Consider the following 3,394-nt stretch of genomic DNA (forward strand, 5'->3'; position numbering starts at 1 on the left):
TGGTCCTTGTTCTGGTCCTTGTTCTGGTCCTTGTTCTGGTCCTTGTTCTGGTCCTTGTTCTGGTCCTTGTTCTGGTCCTTGTTCTGGTCCTTGTTCTGGTCCTTGTTCTGGTCCTTGTTCTGGTCCTTGTTCTGGTCCTGTTGTTTTTTCTTCTCTTCTTCCAATTTCTTCTTTAATTCTTCCAGCTGCCGGCGGTATTCGTCCAGGGATTTATCATAACGGAGCATTTCCTCCTTGTTGGCCGCTGCTCCTTCATGGGAACCATAGGCAGAGAGCGCGTCGTCGAAACGTTTGACGGCCTCCTTAACATGTTTTTTCGCAACGGGTATTTTTGCCAGCCGGGTGTCAATTTCCTTAATCTGGTCGTCAATGGAAGAGGGCCGGGCCTGTTGCTGTTCCCCTTCCGGCCTGGAGAAAGTCATGGTTTTGCGGGCCTGGGCGGCTTCCAGGTTGCCAAGGTTGAAGTGGGAATCCGCCTGGAGGACTGGTTTGGGAGAAAGGAGCGCCTGGGAGAAAGCTTCCGCGGCTTCTTTGGGGTTATCCGCTTTTTGTTCCAGGCATCCTTTGGCGAATTCCAAGGCCTGGCGTGTTTCTTCCGCCAGGTCGGGAACAGCGAGCATTTCATCAATGGATTTGACGGCTTCTTCCGTTTTTCCCGTCCGGATCAAATCCGTGACATTGTCCAGGGCGTGCGTGTCCGCCTGCGCTTCCGGGCCCAGCAGCCCAACGCAGAATAACGCCGCAACAGTCAGAGCTGTCATACCGCGGCGTCCGGAACGGCGGAAGGAGCGCCAGCGTGTTCCCGCCAGAAGGGTGAGGAGCAGGCAGATGAGGGCCGGAACGGCAAAGATGATATAGCGGTCATTCGGCACGCGGCGCACTTCTTCCTTGCCTTCCGTGGTATCCAGACGGTCCGCGATATCCTTGACGAAGCGGTTCAGCGCCGCTCCGTCGGAGAGTTGGACATATTGGCCTTCCGTTTGCCTGGCCAGGTATTGCAGGCTTTCCGGATTGAGCTTGGAGACGACGTGCTGGCCGCGACGGTCCCGGTACAGGCCGGAGGGGGATTGCTCATCCGGAATAGTGGTGCCGATGGTTGTGCCGATGCCCGCCGTCACGATGATAAGCTGGTGCTGCCGTGCGGCTTCCGCAGTCTTATAGGTGATGTTGACGGTGTCTTCCCCGTCACTGAGGATGACGAGGGCGTTTTTGGCGTCCGCTTCCTTGTCCCGTTTGAAGGTTTGAAGGGCCAGCCGCACAACGTTTTCCAGGTTGGTTCCCCCTTGGGAGACCCAGCCGAATTGAAGTTGTTCAATGGTTTCTTTTAATGCGTTATGGTCATGGGTAAGGGGCATGAGCAGGACGGCGTCCCCGGAGAAGATGATGATGCCGAAGTTGTCCCCCGGCAGGGCGTCCAGCAGGTCGTAAGCGGCGGTTTTCGCCCTTCCCAGGCGGGTCGGGGAGGCATCCTTGCTGAGCATGGAGCGGGAGCAGTCAATAGCAATGAGGATGTTGCGCGATTTGGGGATTTCCTTTACCTCCGTGTAGCCGTCCACCGGACGCGCCATGGAGAGGATGGCGAAGATGGACGCCAGCACGGCAAAAATGACGGGGAGCACCCGGTGCCAGGTGGCCGGAGCGTGAACCAGTTCCCGCCGGTATTCCGGCGAGACGAGCACTTCCCATTTTCTGGAACGGCGGCGCCACAGCCACCAGGCCGCCGCCGCGAGCAGGGCCGGGAGAATGAGCGCGTACAGAACGTTGGGATAAAGGAAAGTCATGACGGGTGAAGATCGTATTACGGGGCGGGGGTCGGTTTGAGCACTTGCAGGGAGAGGCCCAGAAGCGCCAGCGCGGCTCCCGTTACAAGGAAGTACATGAAGTATTCTTCAATGTGGCGGACGGTTTGCACTTTGGCTTCGCTTTTTTCCAGCTTGCCGATGGAGGTGAACGCTTTATTGAAGGAGGCCATATTGGTGGCCCGGAAGTGTTCTCCGCCCGTGAGCTGGGCTATTTTCCGCAGGGTGGGTTCGTCAAATTCACTTTGCACCACCATGCCGTTCGCCAGGGTTCCTTCTTCCGTGCCTACGGCAATGGTATAAATTTTGATACCCAGCTTGGCCGCGTTTTCCGCCGCCACCAGCGGGGATATCTGGCCGGAGTTGGAGGCACCATCCGTCACCAGGATGATGATTTTTGATTTGGTGTTCTTACGGTCGTCCAGCCGGGTGGCCGCCGCCGCAATGGCGGAGCCGATGGCCGTGCCGTCCGCCTGGATCATGCGCGGATGGAAATCCCGGATGATGCTGTTGACCAGGGCGTGGTCCAGCGTGAGCGGACAGAAGGATTTTGTTTTTCCGGCAAATCCCACGATACCGATGCGGTCGTCCGGACGGCTGTCAACAAATTGGGTGATGACGTGTTTGGCGGCTACCAGCCGGTTGATGGGCATTCGGTTGAGAACCATGTCCGGCGTTTCCATGGAGTAGGAAAGGTCAAAGGCGATCATGATGTCAATGCCGTTGACTGTCCGGAAGGTTTTATCTTCCACGTGCTGGGGGCGCGCCAGGGCGATGGCGATGGCGGCAGCCGCCAGAACGAAGCAAAGGGCCCCTATTTTTCCTGCCAGGGATTGCGGAGTACGCGCCAGGGAAGCGATGAAGCGCACGGTGGGGTAGGTGATGGAGCCTTCCGCCCCGCGCCTGCGGCGGAGGATGATGAGGCACAAGATGAAGGGTAAGGCATAAAGCCATTCAGGTTGTGCAAATTGGAAGTGTTCCGTCATGGTATGCTAGCGTTGGTTGGAGCGGGATGAAGATTTTTTGACGACAAGGTCCGTTTCTTCCTTCGTCCGGTGGGCGTCCGCTTCTATATCATTGATGAGTTGGACCGTGGCGTCCGCCAATTCGTTGACCATGGAATCGTTTTCCGGGGTGTCCGGTTCATATTTGAGAGAAGCCATGCGGTCCAGCAGATCGCGCGTGGGGGCTTGGAGTTCGGAAGGCAGCGCGGTGAGCGCGTCCGCCCGGCGGTTGAATTCCTGCTGGGTTTCATATAGCGCCGGGTCTTTGGTTTCTCCTACCAGATATTTGCGGAGGATCAGGGAAAATTCCACGGCGGCCTGCCTGAGGGAGGGATGCGTGTTCCGGAGCATTGAGATGTCCCGGATAGCGGTTTCCGACGGGCTGAGCGGCGCGGCGGGGATGCGTCCCTTCCTGCGGATGAGCACAATGACGGCGATAGCAACGGCCAGAAGGATGGAGGCTAAAATAATCCAGATGCCCCACGCATCCCAAAAGCCCGCTTGGAAGTAGGCATCCGGGGATTGTGTTTCCATCAGGGAGGGAAACGCCGGCGGTTCCGGAATTGCCGTGGGTGGGGCCTGAAAAGTGGC

3 protein-coding genes are annotated in these 3,394 nt (G+C 57.8%); all 3 read right to left on the reverse strand.

Annotation, left to right across the window (positions count from 1 at the left end; genetic code table 11):
* The coding region (locus WW58_RS10010; RefSeq protein ID WP_046437381.1) for a vWA domain-containing protein at positions 1–1,781 on the reverse strand (1,781 nt) is incomplete at its 3' end.
* Between the two features lie 17 nt (positions 1,782–1,798).
* The gene (locus tag WW58_RS10015; protein WP_046437383.1) at positions 1,799–2,785 is read right to left on the reverse strand and encodes a VWA domain-containing protein; all 987 of its coding nucleotides are present in this window, start codon (positions 2,783–2,785) and stop codon (positions 1,799–1,801) included.
* 6 nt (positions 2,786–2,791) lie between these two features.
* On the reverse strand, positions 2,792–3,394 hold a 603-nt coding region (locus WW58_RS10020; RefSeq protein WP_046437385.1), incomplete at its 5' end, for a hypothetical protein.

It is taken from the genome of Akkermansia sp. UNK.MGS-1 (assembly GCF_000980515.1).
Taxonomy (GTDB): Bacteria; Verrucomicrobiota; Verrucomicrobiia; order Verrucomicrobiales; family Akkermansiaceae; genus Akkermansia; species Akkermansia muciniphila.

Coding starts and splice junctions, on each gene's coding strand:
- WW58_RS10015 (WP_046437383.1), bottom strand. CDS start 2,785: ATGACGGAACACTTCCAATTTGCACAACCTGAATGGCTTTATGCCTTA.